This window comes from Streptomyces sp. NPDC047453 (genome assembly GCF_040643155.1).
Taxonomy (GTDB): Bacteria; Actinomycetota; Actinomycetes; order Streptomycetales; family Streptomycetaceae; genus Streptomyces.
This window is the reverse complement of the sequence record NZ_JBEYTS010000064.1, coordinates 12,523-38,372: the sequence shown is the minus strand read 5'-3', so window position 1 is coordinate 38,372 and position 25,850 is coordinate 12,523. Positions and strand designations below refer to the sequence as shown.

Sequence of the window (25,850 nt, the reverse complement as noted above, 5' to 3'; positions counted from 1 at the left end):
ACGACTCAACCTGCTCGACCGTCAACCCATCAGCACACAGTCACATCAACGACAGACGCCGTTGATCGTCACCCCAGATGCGGTTGCAGTACTAGTGTCCTCGAAGTGCTCGCGGGCCTGCCGGCCGCGTTCGACTTGGGCGTGATTGACCTGGTGACGGGCGGTGTCGTCCGACATCGCCCGGAAGGCCACGTCCGGCCTGCGCAGCAGGCCGGTGGTCACCTTCGCGGCAACATGGTCGTCGCGAGTCAGCTCCTCGACGACGCGGACCCTTGTCCTCCTGCTTGACCTGGGCGACCACGGCCGGGCGTCGCAGCAGGTCGCTGGTGACGGTGGCCGCGACGTCCTCGTCGGTGGCCAGGGTGTGGATCGCGCTGATCTTCTCCTGCGGGGTGACGGGCTTCTCGACCTGCCGGCCGACCCGGCGCCGGGCCTCGTCCGGCGTCCAACGCGGCTTCCCGTCCGGTGGATTGAGGATCGTGTCGAATCGTTCCTGGTCGTCGTTGATGGACGCGAAGATCCGGTGGACCGTGAAGGAGAGTCCCGCGACCCGGTGGTCCTTCGGCCACTTCGACGCGGTCCATCGTGCATCCTATGGCCGCCGAGGAACCCCTGCAGGAGGAATGGCGGCAGCATTACCCCCTCTTCCCGCGGCTGCTGTTCGCCCAGGACAGCACCAGCCCCGCCGGCATCACCACCCGCATCAAGGCCCTCCACGCGGCCGCCACGGACCCGGCACTGGCCGGCTTCCTGCGCGAGGTCCCCGTGCTGGTAGCGCCACTGGTCGACGTACTGCAGGGTGGCCCTGCCGAGCCCGTGTGGCGCCCCGTCCAGGACCCCCGCAGCACCGTCAGCTGGAGCCAGTCCCACACCCGATAGACGCCCCGCGCAGCCGCTGCCCACCACGGTGCAGCGGCTGCGCACCACCCCGACCACAGGCCCGACCACAGCACTGCGCAGCCAGTTGAGCCCCCAGTGCCGGTCAGTGGCCCAGGCGGCAGGTGTGCCAGCCGCGGCCATCTCGTATCAGCGCGCCGAGCCGCTGGGGGGCCTCGGGCTGGGTGACGGCGGCGTAGCGCTCGTGCTGGGAGGCCTCCACGTCCTTCTTCAGACGGCGGACGCGGGTGGCCCGTGCCCGCCGTACGGCGCTGATCTGTTCGTCGGTGGCCTGATCGGCCAGGTCCGCGGGACCGAGGTAGCGGCCGGTGGCCGCGTGGTAGACCTCGATCCGGTGGTCGTGGTGGGGCATACACGGGGACGGTCCGCCGGGGTGCGCACCCATAGACGCAGCCCCCTGACGCAACAGATGGTGCAACCCTTGTCGCAACCCGACCCCCTGGCGGCGCGCGGGCCGGGGCGCGGCGGGCGCGTCGTAAGTGGTGTTCCTGGCGTGTTGCGTCTGCACCAGGTCATCGGGGGAGTCGGTAGCGTCCACCACACGGCGCCGAATCTTCGCCGGTATCTGGCGCGGGGTGGTGCCGCACGTACCGGTAGACGGTCGAGGGGGCGGCGTTATGGAGAGGGCCGCCGCGATCTCGGCGGCGCCGACCTCGCCCCGCTGGGCTGAATCTCCCGTTCGGGAGGCGTGTGCACGGTGGTATGCCGGGAGCGGGGACCGGGAACGGGTCGTCAGCCGCCGTGCCGGTCCCCGGTTCTGTTCAAAAGTTGGAGGTGACGTTGGTGAGGGCGTTGGCGATGGTGTGGGGGTCGCTGGCGTTGTAGGCGCGGGCGTGGGTGGCGTCGGCGATCTGCTGGAGGGCTTGGGTGTCGGCGTCGGTGCCGTAGGCGATGGTGAAGACGCGTACGGGCTCGTCCGGGTTGCCGATGGTGTTGAGGAGTCCTTCGATGTCGGATTGTTGGTCGCCGGGCGGTCGTCGTGGCCGTCGGTAAGGACGACGGCGTTGATGGCGTCGGTGTCGTAGTTGTCGCGGAGGGTTTTCACCGCGTCGCCGATGGTGGTGTACAGGGCGGTCGAGGAGTCGGGGTGCAGTTTGGCGACGTCGCTTCGATGTGGGCGCGGTGGGTTTGGCCGTCATCTTGGCTGGTGCTGCCCATGGGGGCGAGGTCGTCGTCGGTGACGTGGGTGGCGGAGAAGTGCCACAGGCCGACCCGTTCGCGGTCGGTAAAGCCGTCCAGCAGCGGGCCGTGGGCCTGCTGGACGAGGTCGAGTTTGGTCAGCTCGCTCTTGGAGTAGGGCCATTTGCCCTTGGCGTTCTGGCCCATGGATCCCGAGGTGTCCATGAGGACCAGGACGTTGGCGGGCTTGCGCAGCTGCCGCCAGACGCTCAGGAGCTTGTCCAGCACGGCGGGCGAGGGGCCTGGAGTGGCTGGGGCAGCGGAACGTCGGGCAGGGTCCCGTTGGCGCGGGTGATGTGCGCGGTGGGCTGGTGGGAGGTGGTGCGGAAGCCCAGGTCGGCGAACTTGTGCTGGGCGGTCTTGGACGTGAGGAAGCGTTGGATTCTGTTCCCCCATCTCGTGCCGGGTTGTACGGGCAGGTTGGCCGAGTTTCGGGTTCGGGGATGCTTCGGCATGGTGCCAGGGCGGTTGCCTGGCCGTGGCCGGCCTGTGAGCTCTTCCTCGCCGAGTTGCTGATGGTCGAGCGGCAACGACCGGGCCCGCCGCCGCTCGGAATGGCGGTTCAAGGCAGTCGGCTTCGCGCGCGAGAAGTTGCTTGTGTCCCTGCAGTGACTGAAAGGTTACATAACAAGCTGAGGCTGGGTGATTACTCAGCGAATCTTTCTGATAAAAAGGATCATCCAGTGACTCAACTCAGCGGGTGCTGACGAGTTGTGCTGCAGCCGAGTTTCCCCTCTCATTCTCCACAGGAACTCCATGACTGAAACCTTCCCCCCCTCGCTCTTTGACCTCGTGCGTCGCGGCTACGACCGCGATCAAGTCGACATTCGGGTCAACGAGCTTGTCGGTGACCGCAACAAGGCCCTCTCTCGCATAACCGCACTGGAACAACGTATCCAGGAGCTGCTGGCAGAGACGGAGTACCCCCAGGCGCAGGGCAGCGATGCTGAACCCTCGTATGCGGTCCTAGGTCCACGCATCGAAAAGATCCTTCGTCTCGCTGAGGAAGAAGCCGAGGAGCTGGGCCGCGCGGCCCGCGAGGCCGCCGATCACGAGTATGAGAGGGCTGTGGCAGCGGCCGACCGTCTGCGGGCAGACGCCGACACGTTCGCGGCCGACCTCATAGCCGAAAACGACCGGCAGTCCATGCAAATGGTCGAGAACGCCCAGGCGCGGGCCGCCGAACTGCGCACTGAGGCAAACAAACACGCGGCAGCCGTCCGGGAGGAAGCAGACGCTTTCTTCGAAGACACCCGCAACCGCGCCGCCCATGCCGCAGCGGATTTCGAAGCAGGTCTTGCCAAGCGACGCGACCAATCCGAACGCGACCTGGCCGCACGTCGGGCGAAAGTCGAAGCACGACTCGCGGAAATCGAGCACCGCGCCGAACGGATGCGCCTGGAAGCCGAGAAGCTACGGAGGGACGCCGAGCGCCGCGCCAGCGAGACCAAGCAAACAGCGCAACACCAGGCCGACGACATCCTCACCGAGGCGAACAACAAGGCCGACCGAATGCGCAGCGAGTTGGAACGAGAACTCGCTGCTTTGGCCATCCGCCGTGAGAGCATCAGCGCACAACTGACCAATATCCGTGCCATGCTCGCCACCCTTACAGGCAGCACAGCAACTTCAGCCCCTGCGTTCGATGACGAAACAACATCCACTGCACCTTGACTCCGTATCGAGGCACGAGGGTTCGCCGGAACTGAAGGAGTTCGCTCAGACGGCTCGCTTTGTCCCGCCGGTGATCTGCTCCCAGGCAGTGAAGCGGGCGATCATTCCGGCTCGGTGGTGGAACTGCGGCGAGCGGTGTTCCATGACCGCGGTACGTACAGGATGCTCGGGCGGATCTCGGGGTGCCGACGTAGCCGCAGCCGTGCAGGCAGGGCACCCACTTCCACGACTGGGCGTGGGGCGCGGATAGTCGCCGCCTGCACTCCGGGAGAGGCACGCGGGCGGCACCAAGACAGGGGCGGGCCCGCTCATCCCCCCTGGCGGGCCCGCCCCCTCTGTTCACCTCGCGGCGTTTCGAGCGGAGTTCACGTGCAGCGTTATGTCCTGCCTATGGCTTGTCCGACTGTGGCGTTCTCCTCCGCGTGAGCGGCTGGCAACGCCTTGGCCGTCCCCTCCCCCGCTCAACGAAAGACCCCCACTTCATGACCGTCTCCTTACATGAGGTCCAGCCGGCCGGCCGGCACGCTGCCCTCCCCGCTGGCAGCCTGTTCCGGCGCGTCTACGCACCGCGCGCGTGCGACGCCCTCGCGTACTCCATGTCGACCTATGCCATGCCGCTCGTCGTGCTGGCCACCACCGGCTCCGCGTCCCTGACGGGCCTGGCCTTCGCACTGGAATGGATACCCCGGGTCGCCGCGTTCGGTATCGCCGGCACCCTGGTGGACCGCAGCGGCGCGGCGATCGTCTGCTTCATCGCCTCCCTCGCCCGCGCCCTGCTGGTGGCCGGCGCCGCCGCCGTACTGATCGTCCTGCCGCCGGGTACGGCCGAGACGGTCACCGTCATGGCACTGGCCGCGGTGACCGGGGCGCTGACACAGTTCAGCTTCATCGCCAACGAGGCGGTCGGCGCCGTCGTGAGCCGGCAAACCCAAGGGCAGCCCCACAAGGTGCAGTCGGTCCTGATCGGCATCGACCAGACGGCCACCCTGGTCGGCCCTGCGCTGGGCGGCGTCCTGCTGCTCACCGGCCCGACACGCATGCTCGCGTGCCTGAGCGTGCTGTCCTTCCTGTCCGCCGCGCTCGCCCTGCAGACCCCGCCCACTCCCCTGCGCGCCGCCCGCCGTGGCGGACCGGCGCCGGGCGGCGGTGGCCTGCGGGAAGGATGGCAGACCCTGCGCTCCTTGCCGTCCCTGCGCCGGCTCGTGGCCGGACTGGCCTGCTCCAACCTCACGCTCGGCCTGCTGCAATCGGCCAGTCCCATCCTCGTGGAGGACCGCTTCGGCCACTCCCCGGCCGCCGCCGGCGCACTCTGGTCCATCGCCGCGGCCGCCACCTTGATCGCGGTCGCCTGCTGCCGGGCCGGCCTTGACCGGCTCGGTCTGTGGGGGGTCGGCGTCATCAGCGCAACCATCGCGGCCGCCGCCTGCCTCGCCGTACCCCAGGCCTCCACCTACACCGGCTACGTGGCCCTCATCGCCCTCTTCATGGCCGCCGACGGAGGACTCACCATCGTCCTGCGCACCCTCCGCTCGCAGGTCATCCCACCCGCCGCCTTCGGCACGACCCTCTCCCTGACCATCCTGCTCCTGCTCCTGCCCTTCCCCCTCGCAGGCATCCTGCTCGCCCTCACCCCACCGCCCTACCTGAACAGCCTCATCGGAGCATGCGCCCTGCTCCAGGCACTCACCCTCCTCGTCACCTTCCTACAACTACGCAACGACCCAGCCCTCCGAGCCAGAACATCGCCACCCAGCCACGAAGTCTGACCCGTCCATTCAGCCATCGAAGCACCAGTTCGAAGACAAGCAACATTCACCCGAACCAGACGATGTCCACGACGTACAGGCGTCCGGCCGGTCGGTTGATCCAGTAGACGGCGGTGAGCTGACCGACCGAGGCGGATCGGACGTCCTCGCCTTCGGGGTCGCGGGCGTTGAAGGGCGGAAACGACCACGGGTCGCGGCCGGCGATGTCCAAGACGTCCCGCAGCATCTCGCGGGCAGGGTCAGGCAACTCCTTCGCCATGCCTGCTGCCTGGGGCGACAGGCATGCGGGCCAGGGCGGCATCTCGCTCACGAACGGGCTCCGAGGACCTGGTCCAAGTCGATGCCGTCGGAGTCGTCGCACCCGCTCGCGAGGAAGACATCGACGGCCGGGGCGGAGGCGAGCCGGGCCCGCCAGATACGGACAACGCCGTGGACCGGGGCGAGGCTGAAGCTGTGCCGGGCGTCGTCCAACGCGCGCGGGCGGGCTCGCACCACGAAGATCAACGAGCGAGCAGAGCAGGAGGTGGTGGCGGCCGCGAAGGCACCCAACGCCGCCGCCCTTCGCTGAGGCGTTCACGCCGGTTGAGCGTGGGCGTCCCGGCCCCGACACGCGTGGAGCGCGCGCCTCGGGACGAACGGCCGGACGGGCGATCCATGGTGCCGAAGCCCGGGTTCGGGGAACACCTGCAGAGCAACTCACCCCAGTCGATAGCCGGACGGGAACCATATGACGCGGATCGCGGCCGTTCACGGTGCCCTCGCACCGCACCGTCGCACCCAGTCCGAGATCACCGACATGGTGGCCCGCACCTGCCTGCCCGAGGGCGCCGACCGCCGGGTCCTGGACCGGCTGCACCGCAGCGCGAAGGTCCGCTCGCGCCACATGACGCTGCCGCTGGAACGGTACGAGGAACTGGACGGATTCGGCGCCGCCAACGACGTCTTCATCGCCGCCGCCACCGGTCTAGGCGCCGAGGCAGTGAGAGCCGTACTGCAGATGGCTGGTCTGTCGGCAGCCGACGTCGACCTGCTGATCTTCACCTCCGTCACCGGCATCGCCGTTCCCTCGATCGATGCACGACTTGCAGGCCGCCTCGGACTGCGGCCGGACGTCACAAGACTGCCCCTCTTTGGCCTGGGCTGCGCCGGTGGCGCTGCTGGCCTGGCCCGTATGCACGACTATCTGCTGGGCCGGCCCGACCACGTGGCAGTACTGCTGTCGGTCGAACTGTGCTCGCTCACCTTCCAGCGCAACGACGCCTCCGTGGCCAACCTGGTTGCCTCCGGTCTGTTCGGCGACGGGGCCGCCGCAGTCGTCGCCTATGGGGCGGACCGTCCGGACGAGACCATCGGCCCGACGATCGTGGACACCCGCAGCCACCTGTATCCGGACACCGGGCGCGTCATGGGCTGGGACATCAAGAGCTCCGGCTTCCAGGTCGTCCTCGACCCGAAGGTCCCCGACGTCGTACGCCGCTACCTCGCCGATGACGTCAAGGGATTCCTCAGCGACCACGGCCTAAAGCCGAAGGACGTAACTGCCTGGGTGTGCCACCCCGGCGGGCCCAAGGTCCTTCAGGCCGTCACCGAGGCCCTCGACCTGCCCGACGGTGCACTTGACGTGACCTGGCGTCACCTGGCCACCGTAGGCAACCTGTCCTCGTCGTCGGTGCTCCACGTGCTGCGCGACACCCTGGCCGAGCGCCGCCCGCCGCCGGGCACTCCGGGTGTGCTGCTGGCGATGGGGCCCGGCTTCGCCTGCGAACTCGTCCTGTTGCGCTGGTAGTTCAACCAACGAAGGACACAGGATACATGATCTGGTACGGACTGCTGGTGGCCGCCGTCGCCGCCGAGCGCGTCGCCGAACTCGTCGTCGCCCGCCGCAACGAACGGTGGAGTACCGCCCGCGGCGCAACCCTGACCGGGCAGGGCCACTACCCGGCAATGGTCGCCCTTCACACCGGCCTACTGGTCGCCTGCCCGGCCGAGACATGGCTGGCCGACCGGTCCTTCGTACCCGCCCTCGCCTGGCCGATGCTGGCCGTGCTGGCGGGCGCCCAGGCACTGCGGTGGTGGTGCATCCACACCCTGGGACCCCGTTGGAACACTCAGGTGATCGTCGTACCCGGCCTGCCGCTGGTGACGAGCGGCCCCTACCGGTGGCGGTGGCTGCGGCATCCGAACTACGTGGCCGTCGTCGCCGAGGGCGTGGCGCTGCCTCTGGTACACACCGCCTGGGTTACCGCGGCCGTGTTCACCGTACTCAACGCCGCCCTGCTCACCGTGCGCATCCGCTGCGAGAACCGGGCGCTCGCCGCCGCGACCACGCCGGCGTCGGCATGATCGACGTACTGGTGGCCGGCGGCGGACCCGCCGGACTGGCCGCGGCCATCCACGCAGGGCTCGCTGGCCTGGAGGCCGTCGTCGTCGAACCCCGGACCGCGCCCGTGGACAAGGCCTGTGGAGAAGGAGTCATGCCCGGCGGTGTGGTCGCGCTACGAACACTGGGCGTCGAGATCACCGGCACCGAACTGCGCGGCATCCGCTACGTGGAGGGCACCACCCGCGCCGAAGCGTCCTTCCGCAGCCGGAGTGGGCGGGGAATCCGCCGTACAACGCTGCACTGTGCACTGCACCAGCGCCCGGCGCAGCGTGCCGTCCGACACCTCCAGGCGCTCGCTGACCAACGCCTGGAAGGAGGCCGGCCAGGAAGCGCGGTCCGGTCTGCTGCCGCCCCGGTCCGGCCGGGACTGGCCCCGAGCGATCAAGAAGCCGATGCGGTGGCCGATCCTGAGGACTCGGAGCGGCGGCAGCAAGGTCGAGCCGGGGCGATGGGCGCACAACCAGACCACCAAACAGCGCAAACACCGGGGCGCCGGCAGACCCGTGCCGCGAGCTCAGCCGCCTTGACCTCCTTACAACTGGTCCCCCATGCCGGCTGGTTCCGGAGGATGCGTCCCGCCACCGTCCTTGATGTCCTGCTCGCAGGTTCGTCGGTCGTAGGACTGGTCATTGGGGATCAATAGCACTCCGGCCACCTGCTCAGGGTGCTCGACGGCGAGCCAGTCGTCGCCCGTGAGGGCACCATCCGGCTCGGGCCACGCCCCGGACGAATAAACCGTCCGCGCAGGCATCCACTCCAGGGCCGGATATCTCGTCGGCGCCGTCGAAGCGGTAGTGGAAGTGGACCCGGTCCTCGGCGGTGACGCCGAGAGGCTGCCCAGACGTGTCCTCGACCTGCACCCTCACACCGGCCTCACCGCGCTTCGCCGTCGTGTCGGTGCAGCCCCAGAGGGAAGAGCAGCTGGACAGGGCGAGAATCACCAGAGCCAACGGGGCACCGGCAAGTACCCGTGCAGGGAACACTAGGCTGACCTCCGGTCGGGGTGGGGCGGAGCAGCGTATCCCGGGCCCTGGCAGCTGCGGGTGATGGCGGCGAGCGCCTGCGGCGGTGAAGCCGAAGCGCAGAGGAGCCCTGTGAACTGGGCGGGCATGGCATGGACAGCATCACGATGCAGCCGACGCAATGAGCGATCGGCTACGCATCTCCGGCCTCCCAGCCGCGGTCGCCGTCTCGGCGGCGGGCTTGCAGTCCCACAGGGTCTGGCACAGTGCGTCGCTGCGCGTCTTGCCGTCGTCCTCGATCACCGGCCACGTGGTGCGCACCTCCTGCAGGGAGGCATCCAGACGGGCCTGAGCCGACGCCTTGATCTGGTCCGAGGTGGGCGCTGTGGGCGCCGTGTCCGACGTGGGCCGCAGCAGGATGACGCCGACAACAACGGCCGCGCACACGAGGGCTGCGGCGGCGACTTTCCCCCTGATCGACATGGGCCGAGAGGCTAGCAGCCAGGGAAAAGACCAGGTCAAGCTCATCGGAGTACAGTGGCACACGCGGAGTTCTCTGCGGGCTGCAAGGAGCGAGGCATGATCCATTCAGCCGATATCCGCGAGTGGCGCAACCGCGACGTGATCGATCCCAAGGGCCGCAAGATCGGGGCCCTGGAAGCGATCTACGTGGAAACCACCACCGACGCGCCGTCCATGGCCACCGTCCGCACCGGGCTGCCGACCCGGCACCGGCTCGTCTTCGTCCCCGTCGACGAAGCGACCCTGGGGCCCGGATACGTGCGGGTGGCGCACTCGAGAGGGATCGTGAGGAAGGCACCGTCGATCGGCACGGACGACGTCCTGCCGGTGCACCGGGAAGAAGAGATCTTCAAACACTACGACAGGTCCTACGAACCCGGAGCGGACCGCGGACGCCGTCTCGCGCGCGGCTGACGGCCCGGCCGGAGGAAGTGGTCACCCGTGTTGGCGCTCTTCCTGTTCCTGATCCTCGTCGCGATCGTCCTGGGGCTCGTCGGCGTGGTGCTGAAGGGGTTGTTCTACCTCCTGATCATCGGCGTGGTGGTCTTCGTGGCCGACCTCGTGCTGCTGGGCGCGCGCTGGTCCCGGCGATCACACCGGCACGTCGTCCGGGGATGACGCCACGCGCGAGCCGTTGGCCTTTATGGGGCCGTTTCCGGGGGTTATCGGCGTCCGCCGAGGCGGTCGTCGTGGATGTGTCCGGCGGCGGCGAGCTGGTCGGGGTCGGCGAGTTCGGTCAATCCGTGCACCGTGGCGTCCATGCGGTCGGGGCTGCCCAAACCGACGACCCAGGTGACCATCTGGTCCTCCAGCGCACCATCCCGATGCCGGAGCAAACCCCCGGATCAGGTCGAACCCGTACACCACTTCCCTGGACGCAACCCAGTGATGACCGCCGTTTTAGGAGTTCGATCTGCTCTCGGCCTGGTCGGGGCCCGCCTCGTGTACTGGTGGCAGACGTGGTTGCCGTGTGTCGCCGCCGCCCGCGGTCGTTGATGTCAACGTTGGATGTCAGCGAACAACTCCGGCACCGGGCAGACCTCCAAAGGCTCGTCCGGCCGGTCGATCCAGCCCCACGAGACATGCCGATCGGTACACCGCCACAGTTTCCGGCAAGTCCGCCGGCCATCGTCCTCCCGCTTGGAGAGGACGAAGCCGCCGGACTGCATGGGCTGACTGCACTCGGGACATGCAGGGGCTTCGTCGGTCATGCGGAGCACCGTAACGGAGTGACCGCTGCCTCCCGAAGGAAGCTGGCTGGGCGCTCGACCTTGGCCGACTGTTCCTGTCACCTGTGACGATGGTGCACAGGCGTCCGCGCTTGTCCGCCGCTGTACGTCGGCGTTGTCACGCAGTTACTGAGGTTTTCGGGTTGGGGTCGGTGTGGTGATGGCCAGGCCGGTTTCGGTGAGGCAGCCGTCGATGAGGCGGGGGCGGTGCTGGATGTGCGTGAGTCCTCGGCGGAGGATGCGGATGAGGTGGTCCGGATCGGTGAAGGCCGTATTGGCCATAGGGCCACGCCGCAGGAGCGACCAGATGCCTTCGACGGGGTTGAGGTCAGGTGCGTAGGAGGGCAGTTGGAAGATGGTGAGCCAGTCATGGTCGGCCACGTACTTCTTCATGCCGACGGCCAGGTGGGTGTTGAGGTTGTCCCAGACGAGCACGATGGGCCCGCCGAGCTGGATGTGCGCTCTTCCTCCCTGCCCGACCTGGTCACCGCGTCCCATCATCTCGCCGCACTGACGGCACTGGTGAAGGACCTGTCCGACGAGGTCCTCTTCCGCGCCACCGACAACGACCCGACCGTCACGCGATGAATTCGGGTTGAAAATGAAGGTCGATTCCATTCGCAATTGCGACACCATCCCGTTCATCCGCCCGGTTAATGCGCGCAGGGGGCCATTCGCTGATATTCCTATTTGGAGGGGGCATATCTAGACGAAGAGGGGTTTCAGCATGTCCACCGGCACCGACCATCGCACGCACGCCGCCCACGAGCACGTCCATGGCGAAGGCTGCGGCCACGTCGCCGTCCCGCACGGAGACCACACCGACTACGTCCACGACGGCCACGTCCACCGTCCTCACGAGGACCACGTGGACGAATGCGGAGCCGCCGGCCACGTGACCCACGAAGGACACGAGCACCGGCACGGGCCGGACTGCGGCCACGTCGCCATTCCGCACGAGGACCACACCGACTACGTCCACGACGGGCACCGCCACGCCGCCCACGAGGACCACTGGGACGACCACTGACTCGCAGCGGGGACTGCCTGCGTGCCCGGTTCCGGAATACGGACGGCGAGCGACAAGCTCGGCGCCCCGACCCGTTCGGGCGAGTTACGCAGTAGGCGGGTCTTCACCAGCACGCTGGGAAGACCCTGCCGGGCAGAGCGAACCGCTCTCCTCGCTCCGGGAGTCTTCGCAGGCGGCTCCGGGCCTGCCTTGACCGCTCCCCGCACGGGCAGGCCGACGTCGCGCGGCCACGCGCATGCGTGCTTCCCGGAATCGCTGGAGCGCCTGCAGCGCGCGATCGGCGAGCACACCACCGTCAGCCTGCTGCCCCCGGCGCAGGGCGCCGGGGGCAGCCACCAGGCGCCATTCTTACGACCGTGTGCACCATCCGCACGATCACGCGGCGTTCTTCGTCGCCAGGGCGTCCCGAGTGAGCCGGGTACGCGGCACGGGCATGGGCGCCGCGAAGACCTGGTCGTTCTGCTCGGCCGGGCACCCGCCCGAGTCCTGTGCCCGCGTGTCCCTACGGGACCGCCGGCCGGGCGGCTCACCTCTCGTCGTCTTCGGACCGCGCAGGGCGTAAACCGGGGCGCTGGGGGAAGGGCTTAGTGCAGGAGGCAGCCGGGGCGGCGTGGACGTGGGAGGGGCGGGCTGTACGGCATGGGCGACACCCTTTACCTGGAACCGCAGTTGGGGGCACCCATTGCCGCCCTGCTGGAGCGGCAGGCGCTGCTGCACACCCTCGCGGACGCGCTGGGTTCCCCGCTCGCGGTCGTCCTTCCCGAGCAGATCGCCCGGAACGCGGACGCCTTCCGCGCCGTCTACCGCCGCCACCGCCTCGGCGGCCGGATCTGCTACGCCCACAAGGCGAATCGTTCCAGTGCCCTGCTGCGCCGCCTCGCCGCCACGGACGTCGACGTTGACGTCGCCTCACTCGGCGAGTTGCAGCATGCCCTGGCCTGCGGTTTCACCGGCGATCGGATCACGGCCACCGGCCCGAAGACCCCGGAGTTCCTCTGGCTGGCCGTCCGCGCCGGGGCCACCGTCGCCCCCGACTCCCGCCAGGAACTGGACCAGGTCGCCGCCCTGGTGCGGGAGCAGGGCTTACCACGGGTGAACGTGCTGCCGCGGCTGTCCGCCTTCCGGGGCGGCGGGGTACACACCCTCTCCTGCCCCAGCCGCTTCGGCACCAGAGTCCGGGAGACGGACGCGCTGCTGAAGGCCCTGGAGCGGCACGGCGACGCGGTCGAGCCGGTTGGCGTCTCCTACCACCTGGACACCACGGCGATCGGCGAGAAGGCCGCGGCTGTGGAGGGCTGCCTGACGGTGCTGGAGGAGCTGCGCGGCCGCGGACTGCGTCCCCGCGCCCTCGACATCGGCGGCGGGTTCGGCGCCAACTACCTCGCCCACGGCGCCCAATGGGAGCGCTACACCACCGAGCTGGCGAACGCCGTCCTCGCCACCCGGCCGCCGATGGCCTGGGGCGGCCATGGCTACGGCCTGCGCGTCGAGCACGGCACATTGCGCGGCAGCCTCGGCCTGTACCCGGCCTACCGGCCGGTCGCCGGCCCGCGCTACCTCGACGAACTGCTCTCCCAGCGTGCCGCCTCGCTCGGGAACCGCCCGCTGGCCGCGCTGCTGCTGGAGCACCTGTACGATCTGCACGCCGAGCCCGGCCGGGCGTTGCTCGACCAGTGCGGCCTCACTCTGGCCCGGGTCCTGGAGGTGCGCGACGACGAGGACGGCGACCCGCTGTGGGTCCGGCTGGCCGCCAACGCCCACGACATCGGCCTGGAGGAGCACGGCGTCCTGGTCGACCCGGTGCTCGTCCCCCGCAGGCCCGCGCCCGCCGGGCCCGTCGCCGTACACCTCTTCGGCAACCTCTGCCTGGAGACCGACCTGATCACCCGGCGGATCGTGCACCTTCCGCGCCGTCCGCGCCCCGGCGACCTGCTGGCGTTCACCAACACCGCCGGGTACTGCATGGACTTCCATGCCACCCGCGCCCAGAACCAGCCCGTGGCCCGCAAGGTCGCCGCCTGGCAGGAGGAGCCGGACAGCGCCTGGCGTTGGTGCCTGGACAAGGAGTACTGGCCGAGATCCGCCCCGGGAGGCGAGCAAGCGCCGTGAGGTACGACCGCATCACCGACGCCATCGGCAACACCCCGCTGGTCCGCATCGACCCGCAGGTGCATCGCCTGCCGGAGGTGGAGCTGTACGCCAAGCTGGAACTGCTCAACCCCTTCGGCTCGGTGAAGGACCGTGCCGCCTGGCACATGGCCCGCCCCCACCTGGACGCCGCTGTCGAACAGGGCAGCCAACTGGTCGAGCTCTCCAGCGGCAACACCGCCAAGGCACTCGCCGTCATCGCGGGCATGCACGGCCTCAGCTTCAAAAGCGTCACCAACCGCATGCGGATACCCGAGATCAAGGAACTCCTGCTGCTGCTCGGCGCGGAGATCGAGGAACTGCCCGGCCAGAGCGAGTGCCTGGACCCGACCGCCACCGACGACCCGCTCACACTGTTCCACCGCGCCTTGGCCGACTCCGGCACCGCCTACCTGCACACCGACCAGTACTTCAACGAGCACAACACCGAGGCGCACACCACCGGCACCGGCCCGGAGATCGTCAAGGACCTGGACGGCCACGTCCCCGACTGGTTCATCGCCTGTGTGGGAACCGCGGGCTCCTCCACCGGCGTCGCCCGGGTCCTGCGCCACCACGACCCGACGGTGCGGGTCGTGGGCCTGGTTGCCGCCAAGTCCGACTTCGTGCCAGGCATCCGCACCATCGACGAGGCGCACGAGGTCGGCCTGTTCGACCCGCAGACCTACGACGTCCTGGAGAGCGTCACCTCCGACCAGGCCATCGACGGCATGCTCACCCTCAACCGCCGCTGCGGCATCCTCGCCGGGCCGACCGGCGGCGCCGCGTACTTCGGCGCGATGCGCCACCTGCGCGAACAGGACGCCCGCGGCACCGCCGTCTTCATCGTCTGCGACCGAGTGGAGAGCTACCTCGGCTACGTCCGTCAGCGCCGCCCCGAGCTGCTGGGCCGGCTGCGCCGCAGGCACTCGCTCGCCGACCTCACCGAGACCGAGCTGCGCGCCGCACCGGCCATCAGCGTCACCGAGGCGCAACGCTGGATCGCCGACGGCCGGCCGCTGGTGGTCGACGTGCGCAGCCCCTACGCCTTCGCCGCCCTGCACATCGCGGGTTCGGTCAACATCGTGGACGAGGTGTTCGGCGAACTCCTGCACGGCGGGCTGCCGTTCAGCCATAGCCGACCGGTGCTGCTGGCCTGCCCGGTCGGCGAGCAGTCCGCTCGCTACGCCGCCCTGCTGACCCGGATGGGCCACCCGGACGTGCGCAGCCTCGACGGCGGCATCGTCGCCTGGCGCGACGCGGGCGCCCCGCTGGTGCGGGAGTGATCGTGGACGAGCTGCTGAGCTGGCACCGTGAGCTGCGCGCGCAGTTCCCCATTCTCACCGCCCACCCCGAACTCGCCTACCTGGACAGCGCGGCCACCGCGCAGAAACCGCAAGCCGTGCTCGACGCCGTGCACACCTACCTGACCACCGCCAACGCCAACGCGGGGCGCGGCACCTACCCCTGGGCCAACCGCACCACCGAACTGGTCGAGCACACCCGGCAGCTAGTCAAGGAGTTCCTGCGCGACCCGGAACCCGAGCGCTCCACCGTCCGCTTCACCAGCGGCACGACCGAGGGCCTGCGCGCCATCGCCCGCGACTGGCTCCCCGCCTTCCTCGCCGACGGCGACGCCGTCCTCCTCCCGCACGCCGACCACCAGGCGAACCTCTCGCCCTGGCTGGAGACGTGCGAGCTGCTGGCCCGTCAGGGCGTCCGCGTCGAGGTCGTGAAGATGCCCTACCAGGCGTCCTCCGGTGACTACGACCACCGGGCGCTGGCCCGGATCGCCGCCGGGCACCGCATCCGGTTCGCCGCCGTCACCCACGTCCACCACGTCTACGGCGGCGACATGAACGTCCACCGCGTCCGCGAGGCACTGAGCCCGGACGCGGTGATCTGCCTGGACGCCGCGCAGAGTGTCGGCCACCTTCCGGTCTCTCCGACCGCGCTGGACGTGGACTTCGCCGTCTTCTCCGGCCACAAGGCGATGGCCCTGCCCGGCACGGGCGCCGTCTGGGCCCGGCAGTCCCGCGGCCCCGCCTTCCGCCCCGGCGGCTGGGCCGGCACCCCCAACACCGCCGGGATCGCCTCGCTGGCCGCAGCCCTGGAGTGGTTCGGAGCCGCGGGGGTGGACCGGATCGAGCGCTGGACGGTGGCGCTGGCCGCACGCCTGACCGAGGGCCTACGCGGCCTGGACGCATACCAGGTCCTGGGCTGCCAGCAGAGCCTGGCAGCGGACACCGCCGTGCAGCAGCGCCAGGGCATCGTATCCTTCCGGCACCGCGAGATCCCCTCCGGCGACCTCGGCTTCATCCTCTACGACCGCGGCTTCATGGTCCGCTCCGACAGCCACTGTCAGGCCGGCGGCGGCGAACGCACCGGCTCGGTGCGGGTCAGCCTGCACGCCTACAGCGCCCCCGAGGAGATCGACCGCCTGCTGGATGCGCTCACGTCCCTCGCGTGAGCGGCGGGACACCCGACTGCCGCATCCGATTTAGTGGAAACGATTTTCACTAGTAGGCTTCGACACCATGGCACTGAGTAAGCTCAGCAAGGCCGCCGCGGACCACTGGATCCAGCGCTGGGACCACCAGCAGCAGCGCTACGCGATCGACCGCGAGGAACGCTTCACCGTGATCGCCGACATCGTCGAGCACGTCACAGCCGACCAGGGCCGCCCCCTGGTCGTCGACCTCGGCTGCGGACCCGGCTCCCTCACCGCGCGCCTGGCCGCGCGGCTGCCCGACGCCGAGATCGTCGCCGTCGACATGGACCCGCTGCTGCTGGAACTGGCGCGCACCCGCCACCCCGGCGCCGCCCGCTACGTGCAGGCCGTCATCGGCACCGAGGGCTGGACGGATCTACTCGGCCTCGACCGCCCGCTGGACGCCGCCGTTTCCACCACCACCCTGCACTGCCTGCCCGAGCCCGGGCTGCGCGCCCTCTACCGGGAACTCGCCGAGCTGCTGCGCCCCGGCGGCGTCCTCGTCAACGCCGACCACCTGCCGCTGGGGACCCCCGCGCTGGCCCGGATCGCCACCCAGGTCGGCACTCGCCGCGCCGAGCGGCTGCGCGCTCACCGCCACGAGGACTGGGACGCCTGGTGGGCCGCAGCCGCAGACGCCCCCGAACTCTCCGTCCTACACGACGCCCGCTGCCACCACGACCACGCGACCACCCCCAACAACCACCTCAGCCTCGGCCGCCACCTCACCCACCTGCACGACGCGGGCTTCCGCGAAGCCGCGCCTGTCTGGCAGTTCGGCGCCAGCCACGTCCTCACCGCCGTCCGCTGAGGCTCACAGTTGGGGCGCGGGGCGGGTTCGACTGTGCCGACAGGCCCAGGACGTCCGCCAACCGGGGCAGCACGTTGAGTTCCATCGCGGTGGTGGAGGTCAGGTAGCCGGCCTGCTCCAGACCGTCGGCGGGAGGGGCCCAGGGCGCGGAGCCGGACGCGACCAGGTAATGGGCCGCCTCGATCCTGCGCGTGCCACCGCCGTTCAGGGCGACGTCCAGCAGGTGGTTCTCGGCGCGCTGAGCTCGACACCGCGCTCACAGTGATCCCGGCCAGCGGCCGCCTGGCCCGCACAGTACGCCGGGTGAGGTGATCTCCCTGCACGCGACACGCATGCCCTGGGAGGACACCCTCACCACGCTCGCGGAGGAGACCGCGGGCCTCGGCTGGATCCACACCGTCCCGAACGCCGCCGTCCTCACGGCCGGTCTCCTCTCCGGCGACGGCGCCTTCACCCGCACCGTCACGCTGACCGTCCGAGGCGGCCTGGACACCGACTCCAACGGCGCGACGGCCAGCTTGGTGGCCGGCGTCCTGACGGACGCGGCGGCCATCCCGGCCCAGTGGAAGGACCTCTTGGAGGACACGGTCCGCAGCGCAGTCTTCGGCTTCGACGGCGTCCGCATCAGCGAACTGGTGGAGCGGACCCTGCGGCTGGCCGTCCGCACCGACTGATCATGCTTGATGCCGCCCCGTACTGCGCTACGGTCTCGTGCTCCCGGCCGATGACTGAACGCGTGACTGGGCGCGGACCGTGTGACGTCCGGCTCCCGTCCGGGGAGTCGGGAGCAGACGTCGTGCATCCTCGGGGAGCCGCCCAGGCGCCGGCCGGCACGACGCTCTGCTGACCAGGCACCCAGGATGACACCGCTGAACAGGCGACCCGCACCGGCTCCGGCGGGTGCGGGCCGCCCCATGTGCCGGAGCCGGTTTGGGCCGCTACGCGGCCTGCGGCCGGAGCCTTCGCAGGAGGCCGTGCCGTGGCGCCGCGCACCACACCATCGCGAACACCGCCGTCAGGACGCAGACGATCGAGCCGCCCGCCGCCAGGTCGTACGCGTACGAGACGTACAGCCCGGCCAGGGCTCCCGTTCCGCCGAGGAGTGAGGCGAGCAGTGTCATGGCCCACAGGCGGTCGGTGAGCATGCGGGCCGTCGCTGCGGGGGTGATGAGGAGCGAGAGGACGAGGATGTTTCCGACCGCCTGCAGGGACAGCACGATCGTGGCGGTGACGATGGCGTAGAGGATCAGGTCGAGGCGGAGGACGGGGAGCCCGGCGGCCCGGGCGGTTTCGCGGTCGAGGCTGACCGCGACCAGTTCCTTGCTGAACAGCAGGACGACAGCGACCAGAACCGCGCCGACGCCCGCCGCCGTCCACACGTCCTCCGGACCCACGGCGAGTACCTGCCCGAAGAGGAACGACGACAGGTCGGTGGACCAGCTGTCCCGAGTGGACACCAGCACGATGCCGAGCCCGAACGCGCAGGAGAAGAAGACCCCGATGACGGTGTCCGCCTTGAGACGGCGGTTCTGCGTGACCAGCGCGATCAGCAGCGACGTGGTCATGCCGGCGAGTGCGCCGCCGAGGAGCAGGTTGCCCTGGAAGGCATAGGCGAGGGCGACTCCGGGGAACGCGGAGTGCGACACCGCCTCACCGATGAACGCCATGCCGCGCAGGACGACGTACACACCGACCACCCCGCACACCAGGCCGGTGACGACGGCCACCGCGAAGGCCCGCCGCATGAAGACGAGGTGCCATGGTTCGGTGAGGAATTCCACGAGTGTCACGCGGCGGCCCCGATCGCGGTGTCCAGGCCGAAGGCCCGCAGCATCTGCTCGGGGTCGGCCAGCAGCCGGGGGCCACCTTCGGCGACGACCGTCCGATTGAGCAGCACCACCCGGGTGCACGTCCGGGCTGCCGCCGCGAGGTCGTGGGTCGTCATCAGCAAGGCCTTGCCGTCGGCGGCCAGTCGGCCGAAGAGGTCATTGAGGAGTTCCTGGGTGGGGACGTCCACGCCCGTGAACGGCTCATCCAGAAGGAGGAGTTGGGGCTCTCTCGCGAGGGCGCGGGCCACCAGCACGCGCTGCCGTTGGCCGCCCGACAGCTCACCGATCGGGCGCCGCCGCAGCGCGGTGAGCCCGACAAGGTCGAGTGCCCGGTCGACGGCCTCCCGGTCGGCGGGCCGGGTGCGCCGCAGCAGGCCCCGGAAGCGGGTCCGGCCGGACAGCACCGCGCCTGCGATGTCGATGGGGAAGTCCCAGGCGAATTCGTGCCGCTGCGGTACGTATCCGACCAGGTGCCGGGTCCGGGCGGGAGACAGGCCGCTGATGCGCACTTGGCCGTGGGCGATCGGGACCAGCCCGAGGACGGCACGCAACAGGGTGGTCTTGCCCGCGCCGTTGGGGCCGAGCAGGCCCAGCAGATCGCCCGGGTAGAGGTGGAGGTGGGCGTCCTCGACGGCGGGACGACCGCCGAGAGTGACGCTCACGTCGTCGACCTCCAGCAGGGGCGACGGGGGCGGTGAGGCTTCGGTCATGCGTCGCCGTCCTCCTCAGCGGGCGTGCCGCGCCGGCGACGACGGGTGAGGACGACCAACGCCGTCCCCAGCGCGGCAGAAGCCGCAGCGGCACCGCCAGCCAGGGCGGTCTGCCCGGCGCCGGTGGAGGCCATGGAGCCGCCTCCGCCCGGTGACTGGCCGCCGGCCGACGAGCCGCCACCCGACCCCGACCCGGAGCCGTGGGACGATCCACCCGAACCGCCTGAACCACCCGAGCCGGAGGGGCCGTTGGAGCCGTCCGTGCCGGCGCCGCTGGACGCACCGTCGCCGCCCGAGCCGGAGCCGGGCTCCACCGCGTTCGGGTCGCCCCCGCCCACGACGAACGCCACGGTGCGAGTGTCGCTGACCGGCGTCCCGTTCGTGAGCTTCCCGCTGATCCTGAGCGTCAGCCGGTACGTGCCCTCCTTGGTGAACGCCCATCCGCCGTGGGCGTGTGTGTTCGGGGCGACGTCGAAGGAGTCGGGCCCCCCGGCCTTGCTGTTGAGCAGGACGGTCGCGCCGGACATCGCGTCGAAGGTGTAGAGCGCGAACGCACCGGGGCCCTCGACGCGGGTCAGTGAGAACGTGACGCCGCCCTTCGTCGCCCCCGCGTCGAGGTTGTCCGTGGACCAGCCGGGCCACAGCAGCCCCGGCTGCTGCACCTGGTCGAGCAGCCAGACCTGATCGCCGGGCTTGCCGAGGAACGCGAAGGCCTTGCTGTCCGGCAGCGTCTTCTTCGCCTCGGGTTTGACGTGCAGGACGACGGAGGACGGTTCCCGCCAGACGGTCCTGCCGGCCTCCGTGCCGTCCTTGATGTGGAGCCGCAGTTGCTTGTCGACGACGCGGGCGGCGAAGTCGATATGGCCCTGGTCGATGACCTTCTTCGTCGAGATCACCGAGGAGGTGGACGAGTCCGTCTCGCGGGCGGACGCCTTGCCGGTGTCGGCGGTGCGTGCGGCAAGTGCGGGGCCCGGGCTTTGCGGGGACGCGTCCAGCAGAGTGACCAGCTGGTGGGCATACCGGGGAGCGGTCGCCACCGGTTCCGCGGTGGAGGCGTCGCCCTGCGGGATCCCGCGCCCGCCCGGGGTGCGGTCCTCGGGCGTTGTGCCGCCTTCGCCGTCCGCTCGGGCGATCGCCTCGTCGCCGACGAGCACCGTGCAGACGGCCTCCACGCTCAGGTCCCGCCCGTCGACCGTCCGCGCCTCGGCGGTGAAGCTCGGCCGGTACGTGCCCTTGGCGGTGAACTCCCACCGGGTGACGCCTCGGCCTCCCACGGGGAGGTCGTAACCGTCGGGCAGGCCGTCGGCGCTGTCGAACAGGACGGTGTGCGGGTTTTCCACCGAGCGGATCCGCAAGTCACCGGGGCCGTCCAGTCCGGTCAGCGACCACCGCACGGTGTCCCGGTCCACAGTGCCATCGGGCACCTGTGTGGTGTCCCACCCGGGCGCCGGGCCGTCCGCGACCTGTATGTCGGGAACGCGCAGCACATGCGCCGCTCGGGCCTCGCCGTCCAGCGCTGCCCCGCCGTTCATGTCGCCGTCCGGAGCCCGGTGCTCGTCGGGTGCTGCGTCGACCGGACAGTCCAGGCTCAGCACCCCGTCCGCGTAACCGATCCGGCCCGGCTCGGACCCGCCCATGGGTGAGTCGTCCTGCCCGGACCGCTCCAGCCCGGGGCCGGCGTCGTCCCGGGCCTCCGCGACCGCCGTCCCGCCGCCCACCAGCGTGGCTGCGAGCGCGACGGTCACGGCCACCCGCATTCTCCGTGTGTCCCTCATCGGCCGTCCTTCCCAAGGCACCGCGCGAGTTCGTCCGCGTTGTGCCGCATCATCGATACGTAGTCGTCGACCTTGTCGTCGAATGAGTCGCCGTAGATCGTGCAGACCCCGACGCCCTGGTCGCGGGCGACCCTGCGCAGCACGTCGGCGCGGGACGCGAGGTTGGGTTCCAGGAAGACGGCCGGAACCTTCTTCTCACGGATGGTCCGGCCGAGTTGCTCCACCTGGGCGGCGCTCGGCTCCTGGTTCGGTACCGGGACGACGAACCCGGCCACCTCCATCCCGTACGCCCGGGCGAGGTAACCGAATGCGTCGTGCGTGGTGATCAGCTTCCGGTTCCGCTCCGGTACGGTCGCGAGCTTGGCCGCGACGTCAGCGTCGAGCCTGCCCAGCGTCTTGAGGTAGGCGCGCGTGTTCTTCTCGTAGGTACTGCGCCCGTCCGGGTCCGCCTTCACCAGCTGGGCCTCGATCCGGCGGACGTACGCCTGCGCGTTGGCCACGTCCTCCCAGGCATGCGGGTCCAGGTCCCCGTGGACGTGCTTGCCGATGACGGCCTGGGGAAGCACCCACACGTCGTCCCCAGGCCGGCCGAGGAACGCGTACGGCTTCTCCCTCGGCACCGACTCCTTCGCGCGGTCGGGCACGTTCAGCACCACGTCGCCGGCGGGATGACGGATCCGTTCCCCGGGCTTTCCGCCGTCGGCGCGGACGTAGACCTTGTGGGTCTCGGCGTTGAGTGTGACGTCGGCGTGGCCGCCGTCGAGGACGGTGGTGGCCTCGGGTGCCGGGGCAGCGTCCCCGACGGTGAAGGTGAAGGTGCCGCTGCCGATGTCCGTAGTCTTCCCGTCCAGGGTCTCCGTCTGGCCCTTGACGGTGAGCCGGTACGTACCGGGCTTGCTGAACGCCCAGTTGACGTGGGTGTGCGCCTCGGGCGGCAGGGTGAAGGAGTCCTTGGCGTCGAGCCCGTCCGCCGAGTCGACGTACACCTGCGGTGTGCCGAGGGTGTCGGTGAGGTAGACCCGCAGGTCGCCGGGGCCCTCCAGCCGTGTGACCGTGGTACGGACCTGGGAGCCGTCGCCCGGGACCTCGCCCTCGACGGCCCAGCCGAGCCACAGCACGTCCAGGCCCAGGTCCTCCTTCAACCTCATCACCGTGCCGCCGTACTGCTCCAGCCGTTCGGCGAGCGGGATCTTCGGTGCTGACCTGGGAGCGTTGTTGTGGACCATCTTCATGATCCCGGGCTCTTCGAGGAGCAGCCCGTTGCTGAACACGATGTCCGCCCTGGCGACCTTGGCCGCGTCGCCGGGGCTGGGCTCGTAGGAGTGCGGGTCGCCGTGGTGCGGCACGATCGACGTGACGGCGACGCGGTCGCCGCCGACCTGTCGGACCAGGTCGGCGATGACTGGGGTGGTCGCCGACACGGTCAGCGCGGCGTCGGACGAACCGGCGCGGGGGCCGCCGCAGGCGGTGGCCCCCGCGCCGGCGAGCAGGGCGCCGGTGACCGCGAGTGCGACGGTGGTGCGTCTGGGGTGACCCCGCATGGGGGTACTCCTCTCTGGTCCTTGCTGGGCTGTCACGGCGCGGTGAGGCGCCGACGGCGGCGTACGGCGAGGACGGTGACGGCGCCGGTGAGGAGCGCTGCCAGAGCCAGGCCACCGGCCACGACAACCGTGGCGCCGGTGGAGGCGAGCCTGCCGGTCGGCGATGTGCTCCCACCGCCACTGCCGCCGGTGCTTCCGCCCGTGCTTCCGCCTGTGCTTCCGCCGGTCCCGCCCGTCCCCGTACCGCCGTCGGTCGACGAACCCCCGTCGCTGCCCGGGGCGTTGGGCGACTGATCGGCCGCGGGCGCCGACGCGCTCGGTGAACCGGAGGCCGTCGGCTCTCCGGTCGGCCCGGCGGGGGGCGATGGCGAGGAGGGAGCCGACGAGGGCGTGGCCGTCGGGGTCGCCGTCGGCTCGTCGCCCGAGCCGGGGTGGACCGTCGTCGGGTCCACGTCACCGACCGCCCAGGCGAGCGTCCCCGTGTCGCTGACCTGCGTTCCGTCGGCGAGCGTCGCACTGACGGTGAACGTCGTCCGGTACACGCCCTCCTTGGTGAAGGTCCAGTTCCAGTGGCTGTGGGCGTGCGCGGAGTGCCGGAGGCTGTCCGGCAGGCCGTCCCCGCTGTTCAGTCCGATGTTCACCTCGCCGATGGAGCCCGCGGTGAACACCGCCACCGCGCCGGGACCCTGGACCGAGTCGAGCCGGAAGGTCACGTCGCCGCGCAGGGCCTGCTCGGTGTACTCCTCGGTGCTCCACCCGGGCCACACCAGCCCCTGGCGCTGCTGCATGGGCAGCCACCAGACCGGGGCGCCCACCGGGCCGAGGAAGTCGTACCCGTCCGGGATCCGCCGTTTGGCGCCGGGTTTCACATGGAGGACGACCTCGCCGGGCTCGTACCAGGCATACGACTTGGCGCCGCCCTCCTTGATCTGGAAGCGCAGCGTATGGCCGAGGGGCCGGGCAGCCAGGTCGAGGTGGCCGTTGTCGATGACGTGCGCGAGCGGCGCGCTCGGCGTCACACCAGGTGTCGGCGTGCCACCGCCGGGGCCGGGGGCAGAGGTGGTCGGTGCCGGCGTGGACCCGTCGCCGGGCGGCACCTTGGACGAGTCCACGTCGTCGCCGACGACGACGGCCAGTGTCGCGGTGTCGCTGTCACCGCCACTGGTCACCGTGAAGGTCAGCCGGTAGACCCCGGCCTCGGTGAACCCCCAGGTGGGAACCGCCCGCTGCTGGTCCGCGGCCAGAGTGAAGGAACTGTACGGGCTGTCAGCGCTGTTGAGGTGTTCCACCGGCTCTTCGTCGCGCTCGTCCATCTGCCGGGTGTACGTGTACAGGGCGAATTGCCCAGGACCCTGGAATCCGGAGAGCCGCACCTCGGAGTCGGCGCCCGCCCGGCTGCCGTTCCATCCCGGTTCCGGAGCGAAGACCTGTCCGGCGCCCTCGTATCCGTTCAGGAAGTAGGCGTCGACCAGTTCCCCGAGGATCGGGTACACCGGCGACACGACCTCCTCCCGGGTGACCTCTCCGGCGTGCAGGACGATCTCGTCCGGCTTGCGTGCGACGGGTTTCGCACCGGTGCGGTCGTCGATCAGCAACTCCAGACTGCCGTTGACCCGTTGGGGCGTGAGGTCCATCTCACCCGCGTCCAGGACGACCGCACCGGCGGCGGGGAACGGCCCCCCACTGCCGGCCGCCTGCCCTGCCGCACCCACGAACAACGCGCTCACCACGGTCAGCGCCGCGACGGCAACCGCCCGTCCGTGGCGCGCCAGGGCCGTCCTCATGAGCTGACGACGACGGTGTACGTCTCGGTCGCCGACTTGGCGGCCCCGCCCACGGTGCCGGACACCTTGAACGTCAGCTTGTACGTGCCGGGCTGCTCGAAGGCCCAGGTCGCGTGGTTGTGGGTGGCGACGCCGAAGGCCTTCGACTTGTACGTGCTGATCTTGGTGTTGCTGTCGAACCAGCGGTTGCCGTTGCCCGCGTAGACGCTGAATTCGGAGCTGTCCGCCCCGTCACGGGTGGCGCTCACCAGGGTGTACGTCACCCTGTCGTTCGCGAACACACCAGTAGTGAGACTCTCGGTGGAGATCCCCGGGAACAGCACGCCCCGGGAGTTGGCGAACGCCTGGTCCTCGGGCAGCAGCCACACCTCGCTGCCCGTCCCCAGGAACGCGTATCCCGGGTTGGCGGCCTTGGCCGCCGCCGGCACGGACAGGGTCACGTCGGACGGGGCGTACTCGGTGTTGGTGCCCGCGTCGTGGACGTGGAGCGACAGGTTGGCCCCGTCCCAGTCGGCCTCCAGGACGTCCACGTGGCCGTTGCTGAGCATCGTGGCGGCGACTGCGGGAGTGACGGCGAGCCCCACGACGGCGAGGGCGGCGGCAAGCGAACCGGAGAGGGTCAGAGCACGGGTTTGGGCACGCAAAGTGATCCTCCTGGATCAGAAGGGCGCAGGCACGAGAGCATGCACCGGACAATGAGATGATAATCATTTTCACCTGAGCGAAGCAAGCAACGACCCCTCACGGAAGGCCCGTTGACACCTCGGGCGAACTGCGCCGACACGTCCGGCTTTGCCCTTCGCTCCCCGGACGAGAACTACGGAGAAGGTAGAGATACCTGTCCATAAAGGTGGCCTTGCCGCTGGTCCGAAAAAGAGAACCGGTCAGGTCGGCGTCCTTAGACTTCGATGGGTTCGAAGCTGTGCCGACGCGGTGACCGCTCGGTCGGCCAGGTCGCCAAGGACTTCGACCTGACCGAGACCGCGGTGCGCGATTGGGTCAAGCAGGCAGAGGTCGACGCAGGCGAGCGCGACGGCCTGAGAAGCTGTTGCCTTTCCGGGCGTGATCGCTGCGCTTCTGCTGGTCGGGGATAGGAGCGGTGCTTCCGTGGGAGTGGTGGCCTGTCGGGTGGTCACTGCT

The 25,850-nt window shown here is 70.1% G+C and carries 27 protein-coding genes and 5 pseudogenes; 15 read left to right on the top strand and 17 right to left on the bottom strand.

Going from position 1 to position 25,850, the window contains the following annotated elements; translation table 11 throughout:
* Nucleotides 1–90: 90 nt before the first annotated feature.
* Nucleotides 91–589: pseudogene (locus ABZ818_RS33850) on the bottom strand (DUF6192 family protein); the annotation flags it as partial.
* Between the two features lie 5 nt (nucleotides 590–594).
* Here ABZ818_RS33850 and ABZ818_RS33845 point away from each other — a divergent pair.
* A complete protein-coding gene (locus ABZ818_RS33845) occupies nucleotides 595–879 on the top strand; it encodes a hypothetical protein (protein ID WP_361423291.1) in 285 nt (94 codons plus the stop codon).
* A 103-nt stretch (nucleotides 880–982) separates the two neighbouring features.
* On the opposite strand, the gene ABZ818_RS33840 is transcribed toward ABZ818_RS33845, so the two are convergent.
* Nucleotides 983–1,249, bottom strand: coding sequence for a hypothetical protein (locus tag ABZ818_RS33840; RefSeq protein WP_361423288.1), 267 nt, complete (start codon nucleotides 1,247–1,249; stop codon nucleotides 983–985).
* Nucleotides 1,250–1,938: 689 nt separating this feature from the next.
* Nucleotides 1,939–2,304: a hypothetical protein gene (locus tag ABZ818_RS33835; protein ID WP_361423285.1), complete on the bottom strand. Its 366-nt coding sequence runs from the start codon at nucleotides 2,302–2,304 to the stop codon at nucleotides 1,939–1,941.
* A 528-nt stretch (nucleotides 2,305–2,832) separates the two neighbouring features.
* Here ABZ818_RS33835 and ABZ818_RS33830 point away from each other — a divergent pair.
* Both ABZ818_RS33830 and ABZ818_RS33825 read left to right on the top strand, forming a co-directional pair.
* On the top strand, nucleotides 2,833–3,750 hold the full coding sequence (locus ABZ818_RS33830; RefSeq protein ID WP_361423282.1) for a cellulose-binding protein: 918 nt from the start codon (nucleotides 2,833–2,835) through the stop codon (nucleotides 3,748–3,750).
* Nucleotides 3,751–4,232: 482 nt separating this feature from the next.
* Nucleotides 4,233–5,516, top strand: a complete 1,284-nt coding sequence (locus ABZ818_RS33825; protein ID WP_361423279.1) for an MFS transporter — start codon at nucleotides 4,233–4,235, stop codon at nucleotides 5,514–5,516.
* A gap of 46 nt (nucleotides 5,517–5,562) precedes the next feature.
* Here ABZ818_RS33825 and ABZ818_RS33820 read toward each other — a convergent pair whose 3' ends face one another.
* Nucleotides 5,563–5,817, bottom strand: a complete 255-nt coding sequence (locus ABZ818_RS33820; RefSeq protein ID WP_361423297.1) for a hypothetical protein — start codon at nucleotides 5,815–5,817, stop codon at nucleotides 5,563–5,565.
* Nucleotides 5,818–5,822: 5 nt separating this feature from the next.
* Entirely contained in the window at nucleotides 5,823–6,065 is a 243-nt protein-coding gene (locus tag ABZ818_RS33815; protein ID WP_361423276.1) for a DUF6247 family protein, read from the bottom strand.
* A 178-nt stretch (nucleotides 6,066–6,243) separates the two neighbouring features.
* On the opposite strand from ABZ818_RS33815, the gene ABZ818_RS33810 reads away from it, so the two are divergent.
* The 3 genes and pseudogenes from ABZ818_RS33810 to ABZ818_RS33800 all read left to right on the top strand — a co-directional run.
* Complete coding sequence (locus tag ABZ818_RS33810) at nucleotides 6,244–7,302, top strand: 3-oxoacyl-[acyl-carrier-protein] synthase III C-terminal domain-containing protein (RefSeq protein WP_361423273.1); 1,059 nt, start codon at nucleotides 6,244–6,246, stop codon at nucleotides 7,300–7,302.
* Nucleotides 7,303–7,328: 26 nt separating this feature from the next.
* Nucleotides 7,329–7,859 carry an isoprenylcysteine carboxylmethyltransferase family protein gene (locus ABZ818_RS33805; RefSeq protein ID WP_361423270.1) on the top strand — a complete coding sequence of 177 codons (531 nt, stop codon included), beginning with the start codon at nucleotides 7,329–7,331 and terminating at the stop codon, nucleotides 7,857–7,859.
* A pseudogene (locus tag ABZ818_RS33800) lies at nucleotides 7,856–8,158 on the top strand (FAD-dependent monooxygenase); the annotation flags it as partial. The gene ABZ818_RS33805 and the pseudogene ABZ818_RS33800, both read left to right, overlap by 4 nt.
* Nucleotides 8,159–8,431: 273 nt before the next feature.
* On the opposite strand, the pseudogene ABZ818_RS33795 reads toward ABZ818_RS33800, so the two are convergent.
* Together ABZ818_RS33795 and ABZ818_RS33790 are read right to left on the bottom strand one after the other, a co-directional pair.
* Nucleotides 8,432–8,882 (bottom strand): annotated as a pseudogene (locus ABZ818_RS33795) (hypothetical protein).
* A gap of 141 nt (nucleotides 8,883–9,023) precedes the next feature.
* Nucleotides 9,024–9,344 (bottom strand): hypothetical protein, encoded by a 321-nt coding sequence (locus ABZ818_RS33790; RefSeq protein ID WP_361423267.1) that lies wholly within the window; start codon nucleotides 9,342–9,344, stop codon nucleotides 9,024–9,026.
* A 96-nt stretch (nucleotides 9,345–9,440) separates the two neighbouring features.
* Between ABZ818_RS33790 and ABZ818_RS33785 the strand changes: the two genes are divergently transcribed.
* On the top strand, nucleotides 9,441–9,797 hold the full coding sequence (locus tag ABZ818_RS33785; RefSeq protein ID WP_361423265.1) for a PRC-barrel domain-containing protein: 357 nt from the start codon (nucleotides 9,441–9,443) through the stop codon (nucleotides 9,795–9,797).
* A 27-nt stretch (nucleotides 9,798–9,824) separates the two neighbouring features.
* The gene (locus ABZ818_RS33780; protein WP_361423300.1) at nucleotides 9,825–10,001 is read left to right on the top strand and encodes a hypothetical protein; all 177 of its coding nucleotides are present in this window, start codon (nucleotides 9,825–9,827) and stop codon (nucleotides 9,999–10,001) included.
* Nucleotides 10,002–10,045: 44 nt separating this feature from the next.
* On the opposite strand, the gene ABZ818_RS33775 is transcribed toward ABZ818_RS33780, so the two are convergent.
* The 3 genes from ABZ818_RS33775 to ABZ818_RS33765 form a co-directional block, all read right to left on the bottom strand.
* Complete coding sequence (locus ABZ818_RS33775) at nucleotides 10,046–10,183, bottom strand: hypothetical protein (protein WP_361423263.1); 138 nt, start codon at nucleotides 10,181–10,183, stop codon at nucleotides 10,046–10,048.
* Between the two features lie 198 nt (nucleotides 10,184–10,381).
* Nucleotides 10,382–10,594, bottom strand: coding sequence for a dehydrogenase (locus tag ABZ818_RS33770; RefSeq protein ID WP_361423260.1), 213 nt, complete (start codon nucleotides 10,592–10,594; stop codon nucleotides 10,382–10,384).
* Nucleotides 10,595–10,738: 144 nt separating this feature from the next.
* Nucleotides 10,739–11,257 (bottom strand): transposase, encoded by a 519-nt coding sequence (locus tag ABZ818_RS33765; protein ID WP_361423257.1) that lies wholly within the window; start codon nucleotides 11,255–11,257, stop codon nucleotides 10,739–10,741.
* Between the two features lie 82 nt (nucleotides 11,258–11,339).
* On the opposite strand from ABZ818_RS33765, the gene ABZ818_RS33760 reads away from it, so the two are divergent.
* The 5 genes from ABZ818_RS33760 to ABZ818_RS33740 all read left to right on the top strand — a co-directional run bounded on the left by ABZ818_RS33760 (nucleotide 11,340) and on the right by ABZ818_RS33740 (nucleotide 17,071).
* Nucleotides 11,340–11,642: a hypothetical protein gene (locus ABZ818_RS33760; protein ID WP_361423254.1), complete on the top strand. Its 303-nt coding sequence runs from the start codon at nucleotides 11,340–11,342 to the stop codon at nucleotides 11,640–11,642.
* Between the two features lie 639 nt (nucleotides 11,643–12,281).
* Nucleotides 12,282–13,751: a Y4yA family PLP-dependent enzyme gene (locus ABZ818_RS33755; protein WP_361423251.1), complete on the top strand. Its 1,470-nt coding sequence runs from the start codon at nucleotides 12,282–12,284 to the stop codon at nucleotides 13,749–13,751.
* Nucleotides 13,748–15,055, top strand: coding sequence for a pyridoxal-phosphate dependent enzyme (locus ABZ818_RS33750; RefSeq protein WP_361423248.1), 1,308 nt, complete (start codon nucleotides 13,748–13,750; stop codon nucleotides 15,053–15,055). The genes ABZ818_RS33755 and ABZ818_RS33750 overlap by 4 nt, the downstream gene beginning before the upstream one ends.
* Nucleotides 15,055–16,239, top strand: coding sequence for an aminotransferase class V-fold PLP-dependent enzyme (locus ABZ818_RS33745; protein ID WP_361423294.1), 1,185 nt, complete (start codon nucleotides 15,055–15,057; stop codon nucleotides 16,237–16,239). Before ABZ818_RS33750 ends, ABZ818_RS33745 begins: the two co-directional genes overlap by 1 nt.
* Before the next feature lie 67 nt (nucleotides 16,240–16,306).
* Nucleotides 16,307–17,071, top strand: coding sequence for a class I SAM-dependent methyltransferase (locus tag ABZ818_RS33740; RefSeq protein ID WP_361423245.1), 765 nt, complete (start codon nucleotides 16,307–16,309; stop codon nucleotides 17,069–17,071).
* 64 nt (nucleotides 17,072–17,135) lie between these two features.
* Here ABZ818_RS33740 and ABZ818_RS33735 read toward each other — a convergent pair.
* Nucleotides 17,136–17,294, bottom strand: a pseudogene (locus ABZ818_RS33735) (mercuric reductase); the annotation flags it as partial.
* Nucleotides 17,295–17,314: 20 nt separating this feature from the next.
* Between ABZ818_RS33735 and ABZ818_RS33730 the strand changes: the two are divergent.
* A pseudogene (locus ABZ818_RS33730) lies at nucleotides 17,315–17,745 on the top strand (ADP-ribosylglycohydrolase family protein); the annotation flags it as partial.
* Nucleotides 17,746–18,009: 264 nt separating this feature from the next.
* Here the strand turns inward: ABZ818_RS33730 and ABZ818_RS33725 are convergent.
* Genes ABZ818_RS33725 through ABZ818_RS33700 form a run of 6 tightly spaced genes read right to left on the bottom strand, consistent with a single transcriptional unit; the run spans nucleotide 18,010 to nucleotide 25,354 of the window.
* Nucleotides 18,010–18,861, bottom strand: coding sequence for an anchored repeat-type ABC transporter permease subunit (locus ABZ818_RS33725; RefSeq protein ID WP_361423242.1), 852 nt, complete (start codon nucleotides 18,859–18,861; stop codon nucleotides 18,010–18,012).
* Nucleotides 18,858–19,610 carry an anchored repeat-type ABC transporter ATP-binding subunit gene (locus tag ABZ818_RS33720; protein ID WP_361423239.1) on the bottom strand — a complete coding sequence of 251 codons (753 nt, stop codon included), beginning with the start codon at nucleotides 19,608–19,610 and terminating at the stop codon, nucleotides 18,858–18,860. Before ABZ818_RS33720 ends, ABZ818_RS33725 begins: the two co-directional genes overlap by 4 nt.
* Complete coding sequence (locus ABZ818_RS33715; RefSeq protein ID WP_361423236.1) at nucleotides 19,607–21,385, bottom strand: TIGR03773 family transporter-associated surface protein; 1,779 nt, start codon at nucleotides 21,383–21,385, stop codon at nucleotides 19,607–19,609. The genes ABZ818_RS33720 and ABZ818_RS33715 overlap by 4 nt, the downstream gene beginning before the upstream one ends.
* Entirely contained in the window at nucleotides 21,382–22,926 is a 1,545-nt protein-coding gene (locus tag ABZ818_RS33710; protein ID WP_361423233.1) for an anchored repeat ABC transporter, substrate-binding protein, read from the bottom strand. Before ABZ818_RS33710 ends, ABZ818_RS33715 begins: the two co-directional genes overlap by 4 nt.
* A gap of 32 nt (nucleotides 22,927–22,958) precedes the next feature.
* On the bottom strand, nucleotides 22,959–24,710 hold the full coding sequence (locus ABZ818_RS33705; protein ID WP_361423230.1) for a choice-of-anchor M domain-containing protein: 1,752 nt from the start codon (nucleotides 24,708–24,710) through the stop codon (nucleotides 22,959–22,961).
* On the bottom strand, nucleotides 24,707–25,354 hold the full coding sequence (locus tag ABZ818_RS33700; RefSeq protein ID WP_361423227.1) for a choice-of-anchor M domain-containing protein: 648 nt from the start codon (nucleotides 25,352–25,354) through the stop codon (nucleotides 24,707–24,709). The genes ABZ818_RS33705 and ABZ818_RS33700 overlap by 4 nt, the downstream gene beginning before the upstream one ends.
* A gap of 264 nt (nucleotides 25,355–25,618) precedes the next feature.
* On the opposite strand from ABZ818_RS33700, the gene ABZ818_RS33695 reads away from it, so the two are divergent.
* The gene (locus ABZ818_RS33695; RefSeq protein ID WP_361423224.1) at nucleotides 25,619–25,804 is read left to right on the top strand and encodes a hypothetical protein; all 186 of its coding nucleotides are present in this window, start codon (nucleotides 25,619–25,621) and stop codon (nucleotides 25,802–25,804) included.
* Nucleotides 25,805–25,850 lie beyond the last annotated feature (46 nt).

Coding starts and splice junctions, on each gene's coding strand:
- ABZ818_RS33845 (WP_361423291.1), top strand. CDS start 595: ATGGCCGCCGAGGAACCCCTGCAGGAGGAATGGCGGCAGCATTACCCC.
- ABZ818_RS33840 (WP_361423288.1), bottom strand. CDS start 1,249: ATGCCCCACCACGACCACCGGATCGAGGTCTACCACGCGGCCACCGGC.
- ABZ818_RS33830 (WP_361423282.1), top strand. CDS start 2,833: ATGACTGAAACCTTCCCCCCCTCGCTCTTTGACCTCGTGCGTCGCGGC.
- ABZ818_RS33825 (WP_361423279.1), top strand. CDS start 4,233: ATGACCGTCTCCTTACATGAGGTCCAGCCGGCCGGCCGGCACGCTGCC.
- ABZ818_RS33820 (WP_361423297.1), bottom strand. CDS start 5,817: ATGCCGCCCTGGCCCGCATGCCTGTCGCCCCAGGCAGCAGGCATGGCG.
- ABZ818_RS33810 (WP_361423273.1), top strand. CDS start 6,244: ATGACGCGGATCGCGGCCGTTCACGGTGCCCTCGCACCGCACCGTCGC.
- ABZ818_RS33805 (WP_361423270.1), top strand. CDS start 7,329: ATGATCTGGTACGGACTGCTGGTGGCCGCCGTCGCCGCCGAGCGCGTC.
- ABZ818_RS33790 (WP_361423267.1), bottom strand. CDS start 9,344: ATGTCGATCAGGGGGAAAGTCGCCGCCGCAGCCCTCGTGTGCGCGGCC.
- ABZ818_RS33785 (WP_361423265.1), top strand. CDS start 9,441: ATGATCCATTCAGCCGATATCCGCGAGTGGCGCAACCGCGACGTGATC.
- ABZ818_RS33775 (WP_361423263.1), bottom strand. CDS start 10,183: ATGGTCACCTGGGTCGTCGGTTTGGGCAGCCCCGACCGCATGGACGCC.
- ABZ818_RS33770 (WP_361423260.1), bottom strand. CDS start 10,594: ATGACCGACGAAGCCCCTGCATGTCCCGAGTGCAGTCAGCCCATGCAG.
- ABZ818_RS33765 (WP_361423257.1), bottom strand. CDS start 11,257: ATGAACGGGATGGTGTCGCAATTGCGAATGGAATCGACCTTCATTTTC.
- ABZ818_RS33760 (WP_361423254.1), top strand. CDS start 11,340: ATGTCCACCGGCACCGACCATCGCACGCACGCCGCCCACGAGCACGTC.
- ABZ818_RS33755 (WP_361423251.1), top strand. CDS start 12,282: ATGGGCGACACCCTTTACCTGGAACCGCAGTTGGGGGCACCCATTGCC.
- ABZ818_RS33740 (WP_361423245.1), top strand. CDS start 16,307: ATGGCACTGAGTAAGCTCAGCAAGGCCGCCGCGGACCACTGGATCCAG.
- ABZ818_RS33720 (WP_361423239.1), bottom strand. CDS start 19,610: ATGACCGAAGCCTCACCGCCCCCGTCGCCCCTGCTGGAGGTCGACGAC.
- ABZ818_RS33715 (WP_361423236.1), bottom strand. CDS start 21,385: ATGAGGGACACACGGAGAATGCGGGTGGCCGTGACCGTCGCGCTCGCA.
- ABZ818_RS33710 (WP_361423233.1), bottom strand. CDS start 22,926: ATGCGGGGTCACCCCAGACGCACCACCGTCGCACTCGCGGTCACCGGC.
- ABZ818_RS33705 (WP_361423230.1), bottom strand. CDS start 24,710: ATGAGGACGGCCCTGGCGCGCCACGGACGGGCGGTTGCCGTCGCGGCG.
- ABZ818_RS33695 (WP_361423224.1), top strand. CDS start 25,619: ATGGGTTCGAAGCTGTGCCGACGCGGTGACCGCTCGGTCGGCCAGGTC.